The organism is Blautia sp. aa_0143 (genome assembly GCF_004167315.1).
In the GTDB taxonomy this organism is placed as follows: domain Bacteria; phylum Bacillota; class Clostridia; order Lachnospirales; family Lachnospiraceae; genus Blautia_A; species Blautia_A fusiformis.
Genome location: NZ_RCXU01000018.1, coordinates 16,147 through 39,573 on the forward strand (window position 1 = coordinate 16,147; position 23,427 = coordinate 39,573).

Annotated in this window: 16 protein-coding genes and 1 other annotated feature; of the genes, 1 reads left to right on the top strand and 15 read right to left on the bottom strand. The window is 40.6% G+C overall.

What is annotated here, in order from left to right; all coding sequences use genetic code 11:
* Position 1 precedes the first annotated feature (1 nt).
* From thrC to EAI83_RS10380, 5 genes are all read right to left on the bottom strand, one after another.
* Entirely contained in the window at positions 2-1,492 is a 1,491-nt protein-coding gene (gene thrC / locus EAI83_RS10360) for a threonine synthase (protein WP_021652923.1), read from the bottom strand.
* Positions 1,493-1,708: 216 nt separating this feature from the next.
* Positions 1,709-2,542: a cell wall hydrolase gene (locus tag EAI83_RS10365; protein ID WP_021652924.1), complete on the bottom strand. Its 834-nt coding sequence runs from the start codon at positions 2,540-2,542 to the stop codon at positions 1,709-1,711.
* A gap of 475 nt (positions 2,543-3,017) precedes the next feature.
* Positions 3,018-4,964, bottom strand: a complete 1,947-nt coding sequence (locus tag EAI83_RS10370; RefSeq protein WP_129975319.1) for a DUF2142 domain-containing protein — start codon at positions 4,962-4,964, stop codon at positions 3,018-3,020.
* 123 nt (positions 4,965-5,087) lie between these two features.
* Positions 5,088-6,743: a 2-isopropylmalate synthase gene (locus EAI83_RS10375; protein WP_173740882.1), complete on the bottom strand. Its 1,656-nt coding sequence runs from the start codon at positions 6,741-6,743 to the stop codon at positions 5,088-5,090.
* Positions 6,744-6,840: 97 nt separating this feature from the next.
* Positions 6,841-7,114: a binding site (T-box leader), on the bottom strand.
* A 301-nt stretch (positions 7,115-7,415) separates the two neighbouring features.
* The gene (locus tag EAI83_RS10380) at positions 7,416-8,096 is read right to left on the bottom strand and encodes a VanZ family protein (protein WP_237972496.1); all 681 of its coding nucleotides are present in this window, start codon (positions 8,094-8,096) and stop codon (positions 7,416-7,418) included.
* Positions 8,097-8,352: 256 nt separating this feature from the next.
* On the opposite strand from EAI83_RS10380, the gene EAI83_RS10385 reads away from it, so the two are divergent.
* Positions 8,353-10,623: a glycoside hydrolase family 3 C-terminal domain-containing protein gene (locus EAI83_RS10385; protein WP_129975321.1), complete on the top strand. Its 2,271-nt coding sequence runs from the start codon at positions 8,353-8,355 to the stop codon at positions 10,621-10,623.
* A 207-nt stretch (positions 10,624-10,830) separates the two neighbouring features.
* Here the strand turns inward: EAI83_RS10385 and EAI83_RS10390 are convergent, their stop codons facing one another.
* The 10 genes from EAI83_RS10390 to EAI83_RS10435 all read right to left on the bottom strand — a co-directional run bounded on the left by EAI83_RS10390 (position 10,831) and on the right by EAI83_RS10435 (position 23,268).
* Entirely contained in the window at positions 10,831-12,285 is a 1,455-nt protein-coding gene (locus EAI83_RS10390; protein ID WP_129975323.1) for a flippase, read from the bottom strand.
* A gap of 15 nt (positions 12,286-12,300) precedes the next feature.
* Positions 12,301-13,476, bottom strand: a complete 1,176-nt coding sequence (locus EAI83_RS10395; protein WP_129975325.1) for a hypothetical protein — start codon at positions 13,474-13,476, stop codon at positions 12,301-12,303.
* Positions 13,477-13,493: 17 nt separating this feature from the next.
* Positions 13,494-14,714 (bottom strand): glycosyltransferase family 4 protein, encoded by a 1,221-nt coding sequence (locus EAI83_RS10400; RefSeq protein WP_129975327.1) that lies wholly within the window; start codon positions 14,712-14,714, stop codon positions 13,494-13,496.
* Between the two features lie 169 nt (positions 14,715-14,883).
* Positions 14,884-15,489, bottom strand: coding sequence for an acyltransferase (locus tag EAI83_RS10405; protein WP_129975329.1), 606 nt, complete (start codon positions 15,487-15,489; stop codon positions 14,884-14,886).
* Positions 15,486-16,205 (bottom strand): glycosyltransferase family 2 protein, encoded by a 720-nt coding sequence (locus EAI83_RS10410; RefSeq protein WP_129975331.1) that lies wholly within the window; start codon positions 16,203-16,205, stop codon positions 15,486-15,488. The genes EAI83_RS10405 and EAI83_RS10410 overlap by 4 nt, the downstream gene beginning before the upstream one ends.
* 1 nt (position 16,206) lies before the next feature.
* The gene (locus tag EAI83_RS10415) at positions 16,207-16,938 is read right to left on the bottom strand and encodes a glycosyltransferase (RefSeq protein WP_129975333.1); all 732 of its coding nucleotides are present in this window, start codon (positions 16,936-16,938) and stop codon (positions 16,207-16,209) included.
* A gap of 20 nt (positions 16,939-16,958) precedes the next feature.
* Entirely contained in the window at positions 16,959-17,939 is a 981-nt protein-coding gene (locus EAI83_RS10420; RefSeq protein ID WP_022427088.1) for a hypothetical protein, read from the bottom strand.
* A 30-nt stretch (positions 17,940-17,969) separates the two neighbouring features.
* Positions 17,970-18,827: a glycosyltransferase family 2 protein gene (locus EAI83_RS10425; RefSeq protein ID WP_129975335.1), complete on the bottom strand. Its 858-nt coding sequence runs from the start codon at positions 18,825-18,827 to the stop codon at positions 17,970-17,972.
* A gap of 18 nt (positions 18,828-18,845) precedes the next feature.
* Positions 18,846-20,126, bottom strand: coding sequence for a glycosyltransferase family 4 protein (locus EAI83_RS10430; protein WP_129975337.1), 1,281 nt, complete (start codon positions 20,124-20,126; stop codon positions 18,846-18,848).
* A gap of 64 nt (positions 20,127-20,190) precedes the next feature.
* Entirely contained in the window at positions 20,191-23,268 is a 3,078-nt protein-coding gene (locus EAI83_RS10435) for a fucose pyrophosphorylase domain-containing protein (RefSeq protein ID WP_243113478.1), read from the bottom strand.
* Positions 23,269-23,427 lie beyond the last annotated feature (159 nt).

Genomic DNA, 23,427 nt, shown 5'->3' on the forward strand with positions numbered 1-23,427 from the left:
ATTATTTGATCTTAAGGATATCCTTTACTGCTGCCGGCATATCCACTGCATCTACCACCCTGTCATGAAGAACCGGGGCAGTACGGATTTCTTCAACTGCACGTGGAACAGGTACTCCGGAAAGCGCACTTAATGCGTCTACAAGGCCAAAATCATCCAGATCTTTATGCTCCTCACCAAGTGCTTCCATAACACTTCTTGTGAATTTATACGGACTTGCAGTAGAGGCGATCACTGTCGGAAGATGATCCGCTGTCTCACTTACATACTTCTTATATACGCCGGCTGCAACTGCAGTATGCGTATCAATCACATAATTGCTGTTTTTGTAGATATCACTGATGGCCTGTGCAGTCTCATCTTCACTGCAGAAATTACCATAAAAATCAACAAGCTGTGCTTTCATCTCGTCAGTAATGGTATATTCGCCGCCCTCACTTAAGGATTTCATAAGCTCTGCACATTTTTCAGCATTTTCTCCGGTAAGACGATAGATCAGTCTTTCCAGATTGCTGGAGATCAGGATATCCATGGAAGGAGATGTCGTAAGGATGAAATCTCTCTTTCTGTCATAGGTTCCTGTGCGGAAGAAATCATAAAGAACACGGTTCTCATTCGATGCACAGATCAGCTTGTGGATCGGAAGTCCCATCTGTTTCGCATAGTATGCAGCAAGGATATTTCCGAAGTTTCCGGTAGGAACTACCACATTGATCTCCTGTCCGTCTTTGATCCTGCCATCGCGTACCAGTGATGCGTAGGCATATACATAATATACGATCTGAGGAACAAGACGACCGATGTTGATAGAGTTTGCAGAAGAAAACTGGAAGCCTGCCTGATCCAGCTCTGCTGCCAGCTCATGATCATTGAACATCTTCTTAACTGCAGTCTGGGCATCATCAAAGTTACCGGTAATACCTACCACATAAGTGTTGGCACCCTTCTGAGTTACCATCTGTTTCTCCTGGATCGGGCTGACACCATGCTTCGGATAAAATACAATGATCTTCGTTCCCGGCACATCTGCAAAGCCTGCCATGGCAGCTTTACCGGTATCTCCTGATGTTGCGGTAAGGATCACGATCTCATTCTTAACATTATTCTTCTTCGCTGCAGTTGTCATCAGATGCGGAAGAATGGAAAGTGCCATATCCTTAAATGCAATGGTCGCGCCATGGAACAGTTCCAGGAAATATGCCCCATCCGCTTCATGAAGAGGCGCGATCTTTTCTGTATCAAATTTGCTGTCGTATGCTTTGTTGATACAGTTCTTAAGCTCATCCTCGGTAAAATCTGTAAGGAAACGGCTCATTACCTCATATGCTGTCTCCTGGTAGGTCATCTGTGCCAGCTTGTCCATTGGTACATCCAGCTGTGGAATGCTTTCAGGCACGAACAGTCCGCCGTCCTCAGAAAGGCCCTTAAGTATGGCCATAGACGCTGTAACTGCCTGCTCTTTTCCTCTGGTGCTCTTGTACAATACCTGCATTGGTGTTCCGCCTTTCTATTGTAAGATATTCGTTTTCTTTTCAACGTTATCACATTATAGCATGGAATTATGGAAAATGCCACCACTTTTAAAAAAGAATCTGTCTTGCCCAATCCCACCCTGTGATCAGACAGATATTCACAGCTTTCGGATAAAAAGAAACCGCCGGTCTGTTTCTGCCGGCGGTTGGTTCCTTCTGTACTGCATCAGTTCTTCCTATTTATATGTATAAAATTCATGGACCCCGTATTTAAAGAGCCTCTTCAGGTCCTTTTCAAACCATTTCACATTATGTTCCTCTGCTGCAGATTTCTGGATAAAGAACAGTGCACCTTCAGAATAATCAGTACCCTTCAGCGCCTGCTTGACCGCTTCCCTTGTTTCATCGGAAACTGCAACTTCATTGATCCTGCCATCATAGGTCGGTGAAAACTGCGGAACGCCGTCACTGTTATCCCAGACAACCTCTGTCACCGTATTCGGAAAATCTTCGCTTTTTACACGGTTCATGATGACGTTGGCCACCAGAACACGGCCCTTGATATCTTCACTTCCTGCTTCTGCCTCCACGATCCTCAGAAGTGTATCATAGTCTTCATCTGACATCAGTGTGGGATTTTCTGCCAGTGTGATCGACCTTGCATCAAGTTCATTTACTTTGTTTTCCATAGAGGAGCTTACATTAAGATCTGCAGCAGTATTGGTTACTTTCTGTACTCTCTGGCCTACGATCACCTGCTCACAGGAGCTTCCGATCCTTGTAACCGTGCTTCCGGATAATGGTGTATCCGTAACTCCTGAAACCACACCTGCGATCCCGGTAGGAACAGCAACCTCTTCATAGGGAGAGCCCTCTCCTCCATCTGAAGCTGCATAAACCCTGCCTCCCTCACTTTCTGCAAATGTCCTTGTCCCCAGAGAAATAACCATCGCCAAAACTGCACATAATGTCAGCACTGCAAAACTGCGCGCGGAATTTCCTCCGGTTTTTCCATTTCTACGTTCATCCTGCACTCCGTCAGTCTCACGTAAATCTTTCTCAACTTTCATAATCTCATTCCTTGCGTTTCATTTTCTGTAACAGCCCATAATCCTCCGATGCGATATCACAGCCCCCATTATCATCGCTTCCCGGATAAATACGGATCATTACGATTTCCTTTACATGTTTGTAACATTTTTGTAATGTATGGGAAAATTATATTTAATAATATTGAATATGTCAAGCTTTTTCCCGTATTTAACGCTTCAACGGCGGTATTTGTGTTTTATCCACACCTTATCCACATGTATTCCACATAAAATTGCAGAGTTATCCACACTCATGTCATATTTCATTTCAGAAAAAAAGGCAGATAGCGTCTCTATCTCCGTCCAATGTTGTACACCCACTTTCCGGAAATCGTACTTCTATCTGCCTGTTTATCCTTTTTCAGAACAGTTTTTTCCTCTGTTATTTACAGATTTGATTATAATATTTTGTTTTCAGTCAGTCAAGGATTTTTGCTCGACCAAATCCGACGCCTTATGCAAAACGGCACAGGGCCTGCACGAAAAGTGTCGCATAAACACACAGATCGATACTCCAGGCTCCCAGAAACAGTCCCCATGGTGTTTCCCCGGCTCCTTCGGCAAACCGTTTGGGCTTCAGCGCAAGAATCAGTGGAAAAAGAAGCGGCAGAAAATACCGTCCCTGCACGCCCAAGATCTTATCGTAGCCATAGGCTGTCCACTGTCCGTATAACGTTACAAAGATCAGCGCAAATACCAGGAGACTGACTCCTCCCAGAATGCCCTTTGCCGGAAGCTCCAGACGGATTCCCGATATATCATCATTCCCGGAAACCTGAAGGACCAAGATCAAAAGATATCCCATTGCCAGCAGGGCACAGACAGGAATGTTCAGCCATCCAAGATTACTTCCTATCATTTCTGTAAGATAGGTCACACCAAAATTATCCAGGCTCCGCACAAAAGTCAGGACAAAGGCAGCCGGATCCTTCAGGATCCCCACAAGCTGTGCAGCTGTATCCACACCTGGCTGTGACTCACAGAGATATCGGGATGCAATGACCAGCCAGCCGAAACTTAAGATCAAGATCACAGTTCCTGCACAGACCACATGAAACCAGTAATTTTTTCTGCTTTTAAACCGTTCTTTCGGGATCAGGAACAGGAGCAGGCAAAACGGCATGTAAACCACTTTGCAAAGACACAGGAATCCGGTCAGCACGTACATCCATATCAGCTGTCTTCTACTCATCACTTCTTTTTGTTTATATCGCATAGCCAGTACAAAGGCAGCCAGAGCAACCGTCAGAGCCAGGGCCAGGGCATCTGCTGACATGGAATTTGCTGACTGGATATTCACAGGTACCAGCCCCAGAAGTACGAGGAAATTTTTCCCAACAGGCGTCAGACGAATGGCAAAGAAAAAGAACAGTCCAAACATAAGCATATTGGCGATCCTTCCCGCATAGGCAAGAACCATCGGCCGGTCCGTAAACAGATCTGCAATGCGGATCCCTACTGCCTGGGGAAGATACGAAGTAGGTGCATACAAGGCTGTATTTCCAAATCCGTAAAACTGTGTTTTTTCCCGGTCGATACGCTGATCTGCATTCTCTCCGATATCCCATAATGATACATGATCCTTGGCGGAAAATTCCGGAACCAGACCACTGTTAAACGTCCTTCCATATGAGAATAAGTCGTTTCCTCCGTTGCCTTCCGACGTCAGATATCCTCTGGAAACCTCATAGCTTCTCAGATAATGGCTGTACTCATCCGGCGAATTAAAGGCCGGAACCGCCGCCAGCGTACAGATACTCATAAAAATATAAACAACGGCAAACACCACTTCTGCCCGGAGCTGTCTGCGTTTCAGAAATGCAAAGATCACCAGCATCACAGCTGCCGCCGCTCCAATCACCAGAAACACCAGTGATTTTGGAAATGGCCTGGAAATGATCCGATAGGCAAGTGTCTGTGTATCATCCTTCTGGCTCACCAACCCTGCAGCCACTCCGGTATCCCCTTTTGCGCCATCTAAAACGATCCGGAATTTCTGCCCCTTACATTCCGTAAGCTTCTGGTCAAGCCGGAAATACGTGGTATCCCCCGACGATATGGTCAGTCTGCTGGCCTGCCAGCTCTGGATCTCCCTTTCATTCTGGTACAGCGTTATCTGAAACGTTCCAGCAACCGATGCACTCTCTGTAGAAAGAAAAAGCTCCACACCGGACAGACGGTTCGTTTTGCAGGTAAACTCCTCTTCAAAGCTTCCTCCCGCACCGATCATAGACCAGGTATCCGGTCTTGCCTGCTGCCTTACATTTCCGAGGATCTCCGAATCACTAAGCAAATATGCGGAAAAGATCAAGATCATTCCCCATATCAGCAGATATTTCAGAGTATTTTTCAGCTCTGCAGACAGGCTGTATGAGCTTCTGTTTTTTTTCTTATTTTTCATAATATCCCTCTTACTCACTGTTATTTTCACATTCCGCACTATTATAGCATCTGCACGGCAAAAAAAGAAGCTGCGTTTTATGGCAGCTTCTCATTTTTTGTAAACCTATCCGGAACCGGATGCTTATCGATTGTTGATCGCAGTTACCAGTGCATCAATAGAGGCACGGATGATATCCTGATCAACACCCGCTCCCCAGGCAAGCGTTCCATCCGGTTTGCGAATTCCCACATAAGCGATAGCCTTGGAGGAAGAGCTCTGCTCCAGAGCATGCTCCTGATAAGTTTCCAGTGTGTATTTCAGTTCGTAAGCTTTCTTCAGCGCATTGCTTACCGCATCCAGACGACCATTTCCGGAAGCCTCTGTAACGATGGTTTTTCCACGGAATGTAGAAGTAACCCGTGTTACGATGCCGTCTTCCTTCTGCTGGAAATGAACCTCATTGATGCTGTATGGTTCAACCACATTTTCGAAGGTAGATTTGAACAGACTGAAGATCTCGTCCGGATGAAGCTCTTTGTGCTTGTGATCGGACACTGCTTTGGCTGCATAGCCCATAGCCTCGCGCATTTTCGGAGGAAGGTTCAGGCCAAACTTTGTCTCCAGTATATAGCCTACACCGCCCTTTCCGGACTGGCTGTTGATACGGATAACATCTGCGTCGTAGTTTCTTCCCACATCTGTCGGATCGATCGGCAGATACGGAACAGTCCAGTGCTCCAGATCTCCGTTCTCTCTCCAGTGCATACCCTTTGCGATGGCATCCTGATGAGATCCGGAAAATGCAGCAAATACAAGAGCTCCACTGTACGGACTTCTTTCATAGATCTGCATTCCGGTACATTTCTCATAAACCTCGCAAATATGCGGCATATCAGAAAAATCAATCTTCGGGTCCACACCCTGGGAATACATATTCATACCAAGCGTTACAATATCCACATTACCGGTACGCTCACCATTTCCGAACAAAGTTCCCTCAATTCGGTCAGCACCTGCAAGAAGACCCATCTCGGAGTCTGCAACGCCACATCCACGATCATTGTGCGGATGAAGAGAAACGATCACGTTTTCACGGTATTTCAGATTATCACACATGTATTCCACCTGACTTGCATACACATGCGGCATAGAATGCTCAACCGTAACAGGCAGGTTGATGATCGCTTTGTTATCTGCAGTGGGCTGCCATACATCCAGAACCGCATTGCACACCTCCAGTGCATACTCCGGCTCTGTTCCCGTAAAGCTCTCCGGGCTGTACTCAAACTGAAAATTGCCTTCTGTCTCATCAGCCAGTTTTTTCAGAAGTGCAGCGCCATCTACTGCGATCTTCAGGATCTCCTCTTTTGATTTTTTGAATACCTGCTCTCTCTGCGATACGGATGTGGAATTGTATACATGAACGATCGCTTTTGGGGCGCCTTTAACAGCTTCAAAAGTCTTACGGATGATATGCTCTCTTGCCTGAGTCAGCACCTGGATCGTTACATCCTTCGGGATCAGATCCTGCTCGATCAGCGTACGGAGAAACTCATACTCTGTCTCAGAAGCAGCCGGAAATCCAACCTCGATCTCTTTAAAACCAATCTTTACAAGAAGCTTGAAAAATTCCACTTTCTGCTCCAGGCTCATCGGGATCACAAGTGCCTGATTTCCGTCACGAAGGTCTACAGAGCACCAGATCGGGGCCTTATCCACATATTCTTTCTCCGCCCATTTCATACATTTCACCGGCGGCATGTAATACTGACGTTTGTACTTGGATGGTGTCATCATTTTGTTTTCCTCCACTTTCTGTTTCCATTAAAATTTCTCTTTGGTTTCTGTTTTTGATATAAAGACATAAAAAAAATCTTCCGACTCTGCAGATTCTGCAAGAGACGAAAGACAACTGCTGTCCTACGCGGTACCACTCTTATTTCATGAATAAAAATTCACACACTTGACAGATACGGAATGTATATACATCCTTATATCCTCTCCGGATAACGGCGGACACCGTCTGCGTCTACTCTCTTATATAATATATAAAGATTTCAGGCAGATGCTCCGAGGCGAGTTCCACAAATCCCTTCCGCTACTTCTCACCGGCCAGCAGCTCTCTGTGCTCCGTTCTCTTGTGTACTATTCCTCATCTATGCATTTTCTTTTTGAAACTGGTATTAGGTTAACACGTTATGGAAGATTTGTCAATGAAATTTTAACGATGCACCGTGCAAAAAGTTACTGTTCACTCCGTTCTCAGCAACACGCTTCGCGATGCACAGAATTTATGCTAATCGCATAAATTCGCGCGGTATGTCTCGGGTTTTCTGTGACCTTCGCTCACAAAAAACACCTCGCGGAATATTACCAGTGAACAGTAACTACAAAAATTTCAAAGTATCACTCTCGAACAGCAATCCGGGCTGATCCGTTTCTCTGTCTTCCTGCTATCTGCGGCAGACATTATTCGGCTCCCCGCCTGACTGAAAGCTGATGACCAATCCAGTACACAGCCCCGCCAATACCTCCTCCAAGAGTATTATATGTCAGATCAGAAACCTGGAACGTCCCAAGCCTCAGGAAAAGCTGCAGAAGTTCAATGGACAGTGAGAATACAAAGGTAATCTTAAGTCCGGTCCACACAATATTCAAGAATGTTGTTTTTTTCAATATTTTCTTTCCTGCGGTCCAGAACAGCAGGATCGTGAACGGAATGAACAGCATCAGATTCTCAATACACTCAGTTGTGAGATATCTGGTACCATCCTCTCCATATTTCCAGATCCACCAGTTCGCCATCACATCCGAAAGGGGATTCATCCACATATCCCGGTTCAGCAGCGTGCGAAACAAGATCATGGTTGTATAAAAGGTCAGAAAAAACAGCTTCCGAAAAAAAGCATTTCCTCTGAAATACTGCCACCACACGGAAAAAGCTCCCCTGATCCCCCTTCCACCTGTCTCATTATGGTAGGCAAAGAGATAAAAAAACAGTACCATCACAGACAGGATCACAGAAAACCAAAATGGCTGGTACAAAGCAGTCAGTACACTTGTAATAATACTTGATATGATGTCTTTCATTATAAGTCCTTTCACATAAACCAGACAGTCGACCATTCTTCTGTCCGGCAGCTCTGTCATTATTCCTACCTATATTACTACACTCTTCCCACAAAAGCCAGAAAAAGATATCTCTCACCGCTCTGTCAATCGACCTGCATATCGTTTTTATATTCCTGAAAATGTGAGGGTCATGCGGATATTCGCAATTCAAGCAGGGGACTTACTTGATTCGGCTAAACTGCAATATTTTTTATTTTTAACAAATTTTTGTTATATTTTACCAGCAAAACATGCTATAGTTCATAGTAAGAAAAACATTTCGGAGGTATTTTTAATGAAACGTGATCTGAAAAAAATCGTAAGCCAGATGACACTGGAAGAAAAAGCCGGCATGTGCTCAGGTCTTGATTTCTGGCATCTGAAACATGTGGAACGCTTGGGGATCCCGGAAGTAATGGTCAGCGACGGCCCTCACGGACTTCGTAAGCAGGATGACAAGGGCGATCATCTTGGAATGAATGACAGCATCAAAGCCGTCTGCTTCCCGCCGGCCGCTTTAAGCGCCTGCTCCTTTGACCGCAAGCTGGTGGAAGAAATGGGCAAAACCATCGGAAAAGAAGCTCAGGCCAACGATGTATCCATAGTTCTCGGACCGGCCGTAAACATCAAACGTTCTCCTCTCTGCGGAAGAAACTTCGAATATTATTCCGAGGATCCATATCTCGCAGGTGAGATCGCAGCCGCTTTTATAAACGGAGTACAGTCCCAGCATGTAGGAACCTCTATCAAGCACTTTGCAGCAAACAACCAGGAATATCACCGCATGAGTAATTCTTCCGAGGCTGATGAGCGCACTTTACGTGAGATCTATTTCCCTGCATTCGAAACCGCAGTAAAAAAAGCTCAGCCATACACCTTCATGTGCTCCTACAACCAGATCAACGGCACTTTCGCATCTGAGAATAAATGGCTTCTCACAGATGTTCTCCGCGGCGACTGGGGCTTCAAGGGCTATGTAATGTCCGACTGGGGTGCAGTCAATGACCGCGTCAAAGGTCTTGAGGCAGGTCTTGAGCTGGAAATGCCTTCCTCCAATGGGGTCAACGATGCCCTCATCGTACAGGCCGTAAAAGACGGTTCCCTCAAGGAAGACATTCTTGACCAGGCTGTTGAACGCATTCTACGCATAATTTTTGAATATGCAGACAACCGGGCACCGCAGGAATTCACCATGGAAAAAGACCATGAAGAAGCACGCCACATTGCCGAAGAATCTATGGTTCTTCTGAAAAACGATGAGCAGATCCTCCCTCTGAAAGCATCCGAGAAAGTTGCTTTCATCGGCGGTTTTGCAAAGAAGCCTCGTTTCCAGGGCGGCGGAAGCTCTCATATCAACTGCTTCAAGATCACAAATGCACTGGATTCCGTTCCTTCCGATGCACAGGTTACTTATGCAGAAGGTTTTCCTACAGACAAAGATCTCTACGATGATGCACTTGCAGCTGAAGCGATCAAAGCTGCTGCCGCCGCTGACAAGGTTGTGATCTTCGCCGGACTTCCGGACAGCTTTGAATCTGAAGGATACGATCGTTCCCACATGAGGCTTCCTGAATGCCAGAACCGTCTCATTGCTGAGATCCTTAAAGTACAGCCGAATACCGTGATCGTCCTCCACAACGGTTCCCCCGTGGAGCTGCCATGGCTCAATGATATAAAAGGCCTTCTGGAAGCATACCTCGGCGGTCAGGCAGGCGGTACCGCTGTCGCAAACATCCTTTACGGAAAAGTAAATCCCAGCGGCAAGCTTGCCGAGACAATGCCGCTCAAGCTCTCCGACAATCCATCCTACCTGAACTTCGGCGGTGGTGAAAAGGTTGAATACCGTGAAGGCGTATTCGTAGGCTATCGCTACTACGATACAAAAGAAATGGATGTAGCATATCCATTTGGCTATGGACTCTCCTACACTACCTTTGCCTGCAGCGACCTGAAGATCTCCAATGAAAATCCTACAGACAAAGACACCATCACCGTTTCGGTTGATGTAACAAACACAGGAAATATGGCAGGAAAAGAAGTCGTACAGCTCTATGTCAAAGACTGCACCCATTCCGCAATCCGTCCGGAAAAAGAGCTCAAAGGCTTTGAAAAGATTTTCCTGAATCCAGGCGAAACCAAAACAGTAACCATGGAGCTGGACAAGAGAAGCTTCGCATGGTACAATACAGAACTTCATGACTGGTTCGCAGCCAGCGGCGAATATAAGCTCCTTGTCGGTACCTCTTCCAGAGATATCCATCTTGAAGGCAGGATCCATCTGAACAGCAACCAGGAGCTTCCGATGCATGTTCATATGAACACCACCCTGGGCGAACTGTTCCGCAACCCGAAAACAAGCGAAACAGCAAAAGAACTGACAGCAAAATATATCTCAGCCATGAACGTTGGTGAAGAGTCCTCTTCTGAAGCCGCTTCCGAAGCTATCACTGAAGAAATGACAGAAGCCATGACCGACTCCATGCCATTACGTGCGCTGGTAAGTTTTGGCGGGTATTCCAGAGAAGAACTTACAGAAATTATTGAAAAATTAAATAAACTGGTATGATTCACAGAGCATCCTCTGCTGCACGAATTATACTTACATAAAAAAGCTGACAGAATAAACCTGCTTTTACAATGACACAGGTTCGTACTTCTGTCAGCTTTTTGATTTTTTATCAGCAGTGCATCAATTTTTTATATTGCTCGATCTGCGATGCACCCATATTTTACACACCCCTTTTTTGCCTTACTATAGTTCCAACACATTCCATTACTTTTTCAAACAATTTCTTATAAATTCAATCACTTTTAATGCAATCGTATGATGTAAAACAACTAATATAATAATATAACTGATTATTGCCAAAATCACTTTGACAAAAAATGCAACAATAAATTTCATTTGAAAAGTATCAACGCTAACACAAATCAATATAATTACACAACATGCAATGAAAATTGCCTTTAAATTACTCTTATTCAATCGAAGTTCAATACAGTGATCTGACTTTTTATAGGCACACACTTGCCAAAACATTACAACTATCTCTGCCACGACAGTTGTTATAGCCGCTCCTGTTTGCTTCCAAAGAGGAATAAAAATAAAATTTAGTAACAAATTAATAATTGCGCTTGCGAATGTTGCGTACATTATTTGCTTTTCTTTTTTTAATGGAAGCAAAACTACATTTGTCATATAAACTGCAACTATTGAAAAAAACAAACTAATACACAATATCCTTAATGATATTGTCGCATCTAAAAAAGATTTCCCTGCAAGAATCGAAATAATTTGTGGAGCCGTCATAAAAACCCCTATTACAATTGGTGGCAGAAAAGTAAGAAAACCATTTAAGATGCTAGATGCTTTTTCACTATATTCAGCATATTCTTCTATCGCCAGATAATTTGAAAGTCTAGGCAAAGATACCAAAATACATGCAGCCATTAAACTCTTCATAACCGTATAGATTTTAGTTGCTGCATTATAAAGTCCAACATAATAATTCCCTGCCATCCCCCCCAACATAGTCGTATCTGAATTAACATAAATTGTAGTTGCTACAGACATTGCAAAGATAACAACAATCGGTTTTATATGTTTCTTAATGTTTGGATTTCTAGTAAGTCTTAATCTTATATATTTTTTTGAATGACAAAAATTAAATAAATAAGCTGCTGTTGATGCAAAAACTAGAATTCCTGTATATAATATATAATCAGACTGTTTGTGTACAAACACAAACATAAGAATCATTGAAGCAATCTGAACCACAATAGATCGAATTGTAATATATTCATAATCTTCGTAAACTGAATACAACCACTCAACTCCTACAGTTGGTCCAATAATCCCAATGCTTTGGATTAAAATTAATGGAATATACGGATGTAAATCTTGAACTGCAATCAACATACACACAAAAAGAGCATACGAAACCATCGACGAAATTATATTAATAGTAAAAACCTCATTTGAAAAAATCTCAAATTTATGTTTGTCCTGTCGTAAACCTGCGCCTTCCCTAATTGCATAAGTACTTATCCCTAATCCTGCTAATAACGTAAAATAACTAACAACACTTCCTGAGAAATTTATTTTGCCAATGTTTTCTACTTGCAGTATTCTTGTCACATAAGGATATGTAACAAGGGGAAATATCATTGACATCAAAGTTTTAAACATATTTAAAGCTGCATTTTTAGCCAGTGACTTTTTTTTCACAGCAGTATCCCTTTCTTAATTTCTCTTTATTATTTTTAGTTTTCGATTTTTCTTAATTTTCGATTTTCCAAGTTGTCTTTCCACATAATATGATGCAACATCCATAACAAACAAAAATGGTACTAATTGTTCAATTGAATATGATAACGTCAGGAATAAGACAAGTTGAGACAAAAGAGTATACTGACAAATCTTAAACACTATATCATTTTTGGAATACTGATCTCCCTTATATGCAATATATACAAGCCAGACCACTAAACACAAAACTAATAATAAACCACCTACACAAGCTAAATATAGAAACTGATTGTGTGGAACAAATTTACCTCCCCATATACTCAGTCCCTCCCAGGACACTCCATATCCCCATATTGGTTTCTGAATTATTGTATATACACTCATTTTCCATAAATCTGTTCTTCCAGTTAAATTCAAACTTTTGTGTAATACATTTTGAATTATATATTCAATAACTGAGTTATTTAATAATGACTGAGTAATAACAAGTGTTACATTTATAAACAAAATCCCTATTAAGCACATTTTCATACTAATTTTCTCGAAAAATTGAGAAAAAATAGCATATAATATCAAAATACCTGCCGAAATTAAAAACGTAGCTTCTAGATCACGAGTCCCATAAATAATCTGCGACAAAAAGCAACCAAATATAACAATAATGGATGTACTCCAAAACTTTCTAGTATATTTTTTTCTTCCAGTCTGATTTCTTAATAAGAGCGTCATAGCTGTAAAGCATGGAAAAATCATATATATTTGATTATAATTTCCTAAAAAATCCATGCCCAAGATAATAGAAACAATCTCAATATATATATATATTTCAAACACTAAAAGAGCGACTTTCAAAAAGGCCTTTTCATTTTTAGAAAGTTCACCTATAGTCAAATAATACAATGCTATATATGTTATGATATTTTTAATACATACAAATGCATTTCCATCATTAAAAATAGTTGAAGTGAGTTCTAATAATGCTAATACTATCAGTAAAAACAGTGTTGGACACATATGTATTCTTTCAAATTCTAGAAAAAAAGCAACTATACAAACAACCATAGCTAATACAGTTATCTCAATTCCAAAAGGCAAACTTTTTAAAGATGCTGGCAACATCATGCACATTAATGCTATTCCTATATAAAGACTATTCATTTTTATTTTCACGTGGACACCTCATACTGCTATTTGCATTTCAATTTATTATAGATTTTTATAAGTCTTTGTAAATTATCTTCTATGCAATGATATTTTTTTGCTCTTTCATGTGCATTGTTTCCTAGCTGTATAGCTAAACTTCTCGAATTAAAAATTCTTATAACATTATCAGCCAACATATATACAGCCGTACTATGATACAGCATACCCTCTTTTTCATGTTCCATAAATGATTTAATTCCACCTACATCCGAAGCAACAATTGGAGTACCCACAAGCATTGCTTCTCCTATTGAGTTAGAAGAATTTTCAATAGATGATGAACATACAAAAACATTCGCCTTTTTATAATTTAACATCATTTCGTTTTCAGATAATTGTCCAAGCCATTCAATTGAATTTGACAAATCATTATCATGTATTAGGTTACAAATATATTTTTCATATGATGATCTCTTAAAAATCGCTTTCTTCTGTGGATTATTTCCAACAATTCTCAATACAACAGCCGGATAATATTCTTTAATTATTGGTAGTGCTCTTAACATGATGTGTAATCCCTTAATAGGATAGTGGGCCTGACTGAAGAAAATCACTTCCTTATCACATTCTTCATACTTCCATCTGTTAACATAAAACGATTCTCTTAAAATTTCTCCGCAAAAATGATATTCAATCTGTGGATTCATCTGTTTCGCACAAGCGTAATCCCAATCCGTACGCCCTATACAATTCTCTAACATTTGAAAAGTACTTATTTCAGTTTGCCCCTGTAATTCCATCATTTTTTTTTCTTGTGCAATATTTCTTCTTCCAAAAAATTCCTTTAAAGTTCTTCTATGAATGAGTTCGGGCGGCAATCCATCATAATAATGCTCAGCATAAACCGATACAAGTCCTTGAATCGAAAGCACAGTGCATTCAATTTTAGATAAGTTGCGTGCAGCTTTAGTAACATAGTACGAGTGATTATATTCTGATCCCCATATGTGAATACAATCTGGATCAATACTTTCTATTATTCTCTCAAAATCAATCTCGTCTATTTCAGGCGTAAAACCGCAATAATTTACACTATTAATTTCTATCCAATCATACTTTTCTGACACACATGCAGCAACATATAACTCAATAGAATTCTTTATATAATTCAAGGTCTGATGCATCCAACCACCAACTACAACATTGTTTCCTCTACTATTTGCAGCATCCGGTAATTCTACATTCGTTATCCATAATACTTTCATATTACCCTCATATCATTAATATTATATTTAAAATTAACAAATTTTCAAAATACTAATTTATCAGTAAATGAAATACTCACTTTTATTTTAAGGTTTAATAATATATTAATTACATCACGATCAATTATGCTTTACTTTCTCACATAAATCATCCAATATTTGATGATACTCATTCGATTTTTCTAATAAACTTTGCAGGATTTCCAGCCCAGATTTCATCCGCCGGAACAGTGCCACTTACCACTGAATTAGCACCAATAATACTTCTAGCACCAATAATGCTGCCCTTCAAAATCATACTTCCAGCACCAATAAAAGCATCATCTTCAATAATGATTGGCTTAGATTTTCTGCCTTTATCCGTATTAATATTTCGGCGTTCAATATAGTTTATTGAATGAAAATCAGTGTCATAAATTTTTACACCACCTCCTAGCAAGACACCATTGCCTATACTAATTGAAGATTGACTACATAATGCTACATTGCTCATTCCTGTATTGTCACCAATAATTATTTTACCATCACCTAAAATCCAGAAAATAGTCTTACAAGTATAGCCTATTGGTATTGCATATTCTGAAGAATTAATAACAACATTGTTTCCAATGACAATTTTCCCTTTTGTCCCACTAATTTTTATTCTTCCATTCACTTTCAAACTTTTCCCAATCATCACTTTATAGTATATAAAATGCAACTTATTATAAACTACATTTATAAACGAGCCTATGCTTCCAACAGCTTTTCTTATAGTTTTTATCAATTCTCTCAATTTATTAAAACTCCTTTAATTTTGCGCATTAGGTTATGTGCTATATACTGTAGAGGATAGTACTTTTTATGAATTTCGTATAACTCGTTTTTTCCTTTTTCTCTTCCTACTTCAGAAGCACTAATACCATACATATCATAATTCGAAATTGGCATATCAATATAATGGAATTTTTTTCCACTTTTATGCATTTTCATAATCCAATCCTGATCTGCTGCAATTTTATATTTCAAATCAAATGGATATTCTTCCAATAATTCCCTTTTTGCGAACAGTGCTTGATGCGATACTGGGTCAGCTCTAAAACTGTATGTTCCATCAATCATTCGCTTATATGTTATCTTATTTCCATTTTTATAGGAGAAAATAGTGTACCCGTAAATAATATCTGCATGTGTTTTAGCTGCACATACATCTACATGTTCTAATACTGTATCTGAAACAAATTTATCACCTGATCCCAAAAAAATGATATAATCACCTGATGCCAATTTCACACCTTTATTCATCGCATCATATATACCTTCATCCTTTTCCACAAAGTATTTAAATTTCGGATTGCTCGACCAACTATCATAGAGTTCTATGGAATTATCTATTGACATACCGTCTACGATGATATATTCGAACTCTACATTTTTTTGACTCATAACCGAAGCATAAGTTTTAGTAATACTATCTATCACATTATATGCTGGCGTAATTATCGTTATCAAATTATATTCTCCTTTTCACAAATTGTTTAAAGAAATAGTATTTCCGATATAATGAAGATATAAGTCCCGTTGTTTTCCATTGTTTCACAGTCGTGTTAATATACTTATAATCCTTTGAATACAATCGCACAATCTTCTCTAATGTCAACACATAACTTGAATCTAATGAACTCCCAGAAGATTTGTGCCATATATCACACGGAAGAACATAATTAATATATCCTTCACGTAATAATTGTAGACAAAGCTCAACAGCATACATATGCCATCCATTAATATTTGAAAACGGAAATTTTTTTATAATATCTGTTTGTACAAAAAACATACATTCATCAACTGTTTGTACTACTTCTGGTTTTTTTATCTTATCCCCTGCACTACTTTTATTTTTTCCATGTACAATATTGGATAGAATACTCCATTCTTTTCCTTCGCGGCATCCCGCAACACCTGCAACTCCCATTTTATTTAGTTTTCTTATAACAGATAGCATTTTTATTAATATTGTGTTATCTTCAAAGTAAACATCTGGATGCAAAAATAAAACATAATCCGTATCAATTTTATTTATTACACTATTAAATGCTTCTCGCGCACCCACATATTGATTTTGACTATTATCTAATGAAATAACAGTTATATCAATGTCTTTCTGTTTATTAATATTATCGAGAAAATCATCCAATTGGTTCTTTTTATACCAAACAACTACTATTGTTATTTTATCGATCATACTATTTTCTATTTCTCCATTCAATAATTTCCTAATTCAAATATGTCTATCTTAGTACTTTCATCTGCCAACATACAAGCAGCCCAAGATCCACATGTTTTTCCGCCTACAATGTACTTGCAATTGGAAAGCAGCATTATCTTGACCAAATAGTTCAGCCCTCGTATATGTGCATTTTCTCCTAATTGCGTGAGGCTATGTCCATTAGCTAAAAAATCTCTCTCTGAATAGTTTTTTATGTAATTATCAAAACTTACTATTACTATTCTTTCTCCTAAGTTCGATTTAACTTCTTTATAAATACGTTCGTCTTCTGTAACAAGAAAAACATTAGCATTTTTTTCATTTTCTATGTATGTATTCACATGTTCTATCGCTTGTGCTACTGTAGGCTGAATAGGTTCTCCTATTGGTTTTAAATTTATATAATCTGTTCCTCTTAAATATAATCCTATATTTTTTTGTGGACTGATATGTTTTAGTTCTTTATTATAAAGTTCATATGCCTTTTTAGAAAACTTAATATATTTTTTCGCCAAAAGATGTGTTTTCTGCAAATCATCTTCATTAAAAGATTTATTATAAAGATATGAATATGTATCGTATATAGCATTAATCCCAGACAAAACCACGTTCTTACTTTGATACACTTCCTCTAATGAATAATTACTTATCTGCTCAAAGAAACATTCCCATGCATTTTCATCTGCAATATTATATTGTGTTTTATAGTTTTTAAAATCCACAACAGGAATATAATTATTTTTCTCTGCATATCCAATTTGCTGTATTACATAAAATAGCAATGCCATTAAACCTTCTACTGAATTTTTACGTGGTCTAATTACATAAAATATCTTATCTTCATTTTTTTCTCCAAAACTCATTTTTCTTTCTACTAATTCTGGATAAAAGATTCGATTATAAAACAAATAAAACTTATTTATCCATTTGACTGGAAATAAATATAATATTTTTTTCATTTTCTTTTTGAGGTTCATAACTTACTCCTGGCATATCTCTCACATATTTTAACTCTTTAAACTACCCTTAGCATTATAGCTAATATTCATTTTTTTACACTCATATATTTTTGCATCTACTAAATACCGGTACCAGTATGCCTGAAGGAACGCATATATTTTTCCTTCCTTGCCATCCAAAAAGCCCAATTTTATATAATATCGATATAGATAATATAAATGCGATCTAAAACCTATCGGCAATTTATAATACACATTCATTTTAAACCAAGACTTTGCATCCACTTCACTTTTGGCTTTTGCATTTTCCAGATTTTCAAAATAATCCACTGTTTCACGAGATGAATACCAATTATGTTTATTAACAAAGTACTCAAGGTTTTTAAAATCAAAATGCAAACAATCATTTTTCATTTCGATTACTTTTCCAGAACTTAATATAATGTGCTCATCCATATTACGATCTTCTATTTCACCGAATTTTGTTTTATAACAGTTCATTTTCTTCCAAGGATAAACTCCACCGTGATACAAATCTTTTCCCAAAAAATTCTTTTTAAACCTTAAAACAATTCCAGTAACATCGTTCTTCATATTGCTATCACAAAGCTGTGTCAATTCATTTGCCGAATCCGGAGTTAACCGCTCGTCTGCGTCAATTCTTAATGTCCACACAGTTTCAGCCTTGGCAACTTCCACACCATACATATACTGTTTGGCGTAGTTTTCAAATGGATGCTGATAAACTTCTGCTCCCATCCTTTTTGCTATTTCTACTGTTTTATCAGTACTGAAGCTATCTATTACTACAATTCTTTTAACTGTCGTAATAATAGATTTAATACATTCTTCTATATTAACTTCTTCGTTTTTTGTAAGTATTATCGCTGTAATATCTGCAGCCATTCTTATTTTCTCCCTATTTTACATCTTCAGAATCTCTTCAGCATACTTTCTCACAGACACATTTCTGGTCAGATTCTTTTCCAGATTCTCACGGCTTCTGGCTCCCATTGCCTTCAGCTCACTATTTCCGGCATTCTCAATGAACCAGAGGATGTTTTCTTCAACCTTGTCATACTCCCCTGGCTCACAACAAAGACCACCTTGTGTATCTTCGATCAGGCAGCGAACCTCAGAGCCTGATTCCAGAACTCCTAATATTGGCTTAGCTGCCGCCATTATTCCGTATGCCTTTGATGGACAACTCACGCCCTTAATGCCTTTTGCATTCACACACCAATGAACATCACCGGCATTCAGGCTATAGATCAGGTCTGACTTATCCTGATAAGGAATGAAAACCACATTGTCCATGTAATGCTCTTTCACATAGTTCTTCAGCTTCTCCAGCACAGATCCGGCACCAACGAATGTAAACACAACTTCTCTGCCATCTACGGTTTTCGTGCCCGGTTTGAATCGCTCCACGACCTCAATCAATTTCTCAAGGTCATAGTACAAACCAATATTTCCGGAGTACATAATGACGAATTTTCCATCCAGACCATATTTCTTCCTGAACTCCAGAACCTTCTCATTATTTTCATCCAACGGATAAATCTCGTTCTCATCGATCCAGTTGTTGATCATGACGGTTTTGGGAACTTTCTTTCCCTTGAAACGATTTTCCACTGTTGCCACCAGATCACGACCGACTGTGATCACAAGGTCGCTCCGCTTGCAGCTGAACTTGTCAAACCACATCATAACGTCCGTAACGAACTTGCTCTTGGTATAGCCAACGGCCAGCACCTGCTCTGGATTGAAGTCCTGAATATTATAAATGTACTTGGCGTGTTTCATCCATTTGCCCCAAACGCCAAGAAGGCCGCCGAGAATAGGAGGCTGAGAAATTGAGAACACATAATCCATCTTTCCAACCTTAAAGGTTGCTCCCATTGCTCCAAAGAAATAAGAAACGATGTTCTTTACGCGGCTCTTCTTATTGATCTTGCTAAATTCCGGCACTCGGATCCGCAGCACTTTTACGCCGTTGATTTCTTCTTCATAATATTTCTTTGTTTTGTATTTATCTTCAATCGTCCCTAAATAACTGGGCACTACACAAATGACTGTGATGTTAAATTTATCCAGCATACTCTCCGCCAATTCACGGAGGATCTGCCCCGTTGACGCAGTATCTGGAATATAGTAATGAGCATAAATCAGAAGATTTTTCTTACCTGTGCTCTCTTTCTTCATCTGCTATATTCCTCCAAATTTACTTCATTCCTTATTAAGAAATGAAGTTTTTCAAAACTTATCTTCACACAAACTCCACGTTCCAGACATCCACCCCGGAATCCTGGAACACCTCTCTCAACCTCTGATGCAGCATCTCCTGTGTGACGCCTTTCTTCAGTATTACCTGCAGGAAACCGCCGCCTCCGGCTCCTGAGATGAATTTTCCGTCGATCATGTCTTCACATACACTGAAGATCTGGTCTATGCAGGTGTTGGTTGAGCCGGCATCCAGCTTTTTGGAGATTTCCCAGTGCTGGTTGAGAAGGCTCGCGAATTCGTCGATGTCTTCTTTTTCCAGGGCAAATTTCATGAGTGCTGCTACTTTCTGCATCTCATCCAGTGCCTCCAGAGATTCTTTTCGGCCGCCGATGTAATTTCCTACGACTTCTCTGAGAAGGTTTCGGGCAAGGCGCCGCTGGCCTGTATAGATCAGAGCGAATCGTTCCTGAAGCTCCTGTTTCGTTTTTTCCGAGATCTCTACCTTTTCTACCTTCAGCTGCTGCCGGATTCCGGGTCTTGATGTGATAAATTTGATTCCGGGTGTCAGGCCGCCAACCTGATCCTGCCAGCCGCCGCCTGTGCTCATGATCTGCTCCAGGTTGAGGACTGTATCATAGATCTGGCTGTCATCCCAGCTCTCTCCAAGAAACTCTGCAAAAGCTTTGACGCAGGCTCCTGCAAGGATACTGCTTGTTCCAAGGCCGGAGCCTTTGGGAACGCCTTTGACGCAGGTGGAAAGGTAGAATCCGCCGCCCATTTTTTCCAGGACCTTTTTCAGGTCGGCCTTTTCCTCCAGCGGAAGGATCCCGCAGGCGATAATGGCTGCCTTGTGCAAGGCAAAAGGATCGTATGGATTATGGCAGTCCTGGATCTCTTCTGCACTTTCTGCTGTTCCGTAAGCACCTGTGTCTGTACTTGCCAGCTCAATATGTAATTCCGGTATCTTCCGGATCTCTACCTCGATGGGTTCACAGCCTCTCAGCAGGATTGCTGCGTTAAGAACAGTTCCTCCATGTTCGTTGCAGTATGGCGGTGTGTCTGACCAGCCGCCGCCCCAGTTCACACGTACCGGCAGATTTACCTTTACCTGTTCTTTTGCGATCGTATAGCCGCTGTTTCCTGTCAGCTGTGTCTGAGATGCGATCTCTTTCTGGATCTGGGAAAAACACTCCTGCTCCAACACATCGTATGTTTTTCCGTCAAAGCATTTTTTAGTAAATTTCATGGAACGTGATACTGCATACAGAATCCGTATTTTCTGTGAAAAATCTGCTTTTTCAGCTTCTTTCATCAGCAGATGGTAATGTCGTTCCTGGATTTCTTTTTCACCAAAGATCTTAAGTGCAGGAATATAATGTCCGCCTTTTTTCAACTCTCCCAGAAATACTGCCACCAGGATCCTTGCTTCCAGATCTTTTTTCCAGGAAAGGATATTTTCTGTATTTCCATACCGGAAGGATTCTTCCAGACTCAGTCTCGGCTGTTTTTTCCAGCCCTCGATCTGCCGGGGTTCAGCAAGTCCTTCGCTCATTTTTACAAGAAGGTTTCCTGCCTGTGCTGCTTCCTGGAATGTTTTGCAGACCGGATACAGTTTTGCATTCCAGAGTGCGTGGGTTTCGCCGGTCCAGATATCTTCCAGCTCCAGTCCATTGGCTGAAAGAAAATCTGCCAGGTTTCCCCTCAGAAAGCTTCCTCGTTCTTCCAGCGTTTTCTTCGGATTATCCATGACTCCATATGTACGGATCACGCATCGTCCTGTCTGACCGCCGTAAAGTTCTGTGATCTCGTCCTTCAGCTTCACACCGTGAAATACTGTGTTCGCCGGTATATGTACATCCTTCAGGGAAAGTCCGGATACTACAGCGCCCCTTCCGACATAGGTTCTTCCCTCAAGGCAGGTGTCTTCAATATAGGTTCCTTCCTCGATGTCTGCTTCCGGCCCGATCAGTGCTGTATGCAAAGCTCCCTGGCAATTCAAGTCATTGGTGAATACGTGTTTTTTCCAGTCAAGGAACTCATAATCGGTTACTTCTTCTGTCATCAGAGCACGCAGCTCTCTCGTTGTCCCAAAGTGGATAAATTCTGCAGGAGAAAGACAGATCAGCTTCATCTGAAAAGGACTTAATGCCTTCCATATTTTTTCTCTGCAGATAAAAAGTTCTGTGCAGAATTCGCCTTCCGGTTTTTCTTTCTGATATTGTTCAAAGGTGGAATCTGCCGCCAGCGGATACAGAAAATCTCCGTAAAAGCTGACCCTTGCTTTTTCATTTACAAAGCTTTCGTATTTATCCGGATCTGCTTTTTTTCCTGATGCATCAGCGATCAGACTAAAAAGTGTTTCCAGTATTTCGGCGTCCAAAAGTACGGCGCCTGTGTCAAGATCCACGCAGTCCTGTCCATTCACGGCTCCCAGCCTGCGAAGTGTTTCTGCCGGCTGTTTGTGAAGGAACATTTTTACATGGTCGCTTCCATCATTCAAAAACACTCCATGATCGACTCCCACTTCTACTGGAGATTTCATGGAGATCGCCGCAGCTCCGCGGAACTGGGCATCTATCTGTAAAGGATTAAAAAGGAGGAGCACATCCCCGGAAAGTACCAGCATTCCTTCTTTGAACCTGGCCGGAACACCTGCCATGCTGATGAGAAATTCATCAAACAGTGTAGAACCTCTTCCATCCGGAAGTTCTCTTGGTACAGGTGAAAAAAGCTTTCCGCACACAGAATACTGTGGGACTCTTTTGCTGTCTCCGCCGGAATGGATCACAAGGATTCTTTTGTTATGGAAATCTCCCCGGAGTCCTTCTTCCTCCGAAAGAAATCGGAGTACATTCAGAGTTGCTCCGCCGGAGCCTACTCTCTTGCCTTCCGGATCCGGGAGCACGAAATATTTTGTCCATCCCGGCAGTACGCCCTGTTCCAATCTGTCTGCGATCTGGCTGCGGAAGGATCTGGCCTGTTCTTCATTTGATGAGGTCAGGATCACATAGTCCCATCTGGGAAAATTTACTTTGCGGATGCTTCGTGCATAGTCTTCCCATGCATCCTGGCAGCTTTGCCGCAGAAAAAGATTTTTCAGTTTCCTGTATTCTGTGTTCATTGCTATCCTTATCCTTTGCTTTTTCATACTTTCTTTTTTTTACATAACTTCGAATACTCTTATCCGCTGTCACGGCTGTGCCGGAGCTTCTGGCGGAAATTCTTGGCCGACTCTTCCTTATGATAAGGGAGACACGACAGGCGGTATTCAACCTGTCAG